The organism is Glycomyces sp. NPDC021274, assembly GCF_040641195.1.
Lineage (GTDB): Bacteria > Actinomycetota > Actinomycetes > Mycobacteriales > Micromonosporaceae > Glycomyces.
The window spans coordinates 1-1,023 of sequence record NZ_JBFADC010000143.1; the positions used below are offsets into that span (position 1 = coordinate 1).

1 protein-coding gene and 1 pseudogene are annotated in these 1,023 nt (G+C 69.4%); both read left to right on the forward strand.

Annotated elements, in window-relative coordinates:
* On the forward strand, nt 1–797 hold a 797-nt coding region (locus AB0I03_RS27195), incomplete at its 5' end, for an amidophosphoribosyltransferase (RefSeq protein WP_360417519.1).
* Between the two features lie 33 nt (nt 798–830).
* Nucleotides 831–1,023: pseudogene (locus AB0I03_RS27200) on the forward strand (phosphoribosylformylglycinamidine cyclo-ligase); the annotation flags it as partial.

The window sequence follows — 1,023 nt, forward strand, 5'->3', positions numbered from 1 at the left end:
TGCGCAGCTCGCGCTTCGCCGAGGCCCGCCCCAAGGGCTGCGTCTTCGAGTACGTCTACCTCGCCCGCCCGGACACCGACATCGCCGGCCGCAACGTCTATCTCTCCCGGGTCGAGATGGGCCGCAAGCTGGCCGCCGAGGCGCCCGCCGACGCGGACCTGGTGATAGCGACCCCGGAGTCCGGCACCCCGGCCGCCGTCGGGTACGCCGAGGCCAGCGGCATCCCCTACGGCTCCGGCCTGGTCAAGAACTCCTACGTCGGCCGGACCTTCATCCAGCCCTCGCAGACCATCCGCCAGCTGGGCATCCGCCTCAAGCTCAACCCGCTCAAGGAAGTCATCCGCGGCAAGCGCCTGGTGGTCGTCGACGACTCGATCGTCCGCGGCAACACCCAGCGCGCGCTGGTCCGGATGCTGCGCGAGGCCGGCGCCGCCGAGGTCCACATCCGGATCTCGTCCCCGCCGATCAAGTGGCCGTGCTTCTTCGGCATCGACTTCGCCACCCGCGCGGAGCTGATCGCCAACGGGCTGAGCGTCGAGGAGATCGGCAAGTCGCTGGGCGCCGATTCGCTGGCGTACATCTCCATCGACGGCATGATCGAGGCGACCACGATCGACAAGCCGAAGCTGTGCCGCGCCTGCTTCGACGGCGAGTACCCGATGGAGCTGCCGGACCCGGAGCTGCTGGGGAAGCACCTTCTGGAGTCCGAGACCAAGGCCCCGGCCGCGTCCGACGTGGACGGCGTCCGGACGCTCACTGCGGGGGTCGGCGGCGCTGACGCACTGCGTCGCCCGTAGAGCTTGTACCCACCCAAACGAAAGTTCTCAGCCATGTCCGCTGAATCAACCGGTGCCAGCTACGCGAGCGCGGGTGTCGACATCGAAGCCGGCGACCGCGCCGTGGACCTCATGAAGAAGTGGGTGGCCAAGGCCACCCGCCCCGAGGTCGTCGGCGGTCTCGGCGGCTTCGCCGGTCTCTTCGACGCCTCCGCGCTCAAGCGCTACGAGCGTCCGCTAGATCGGA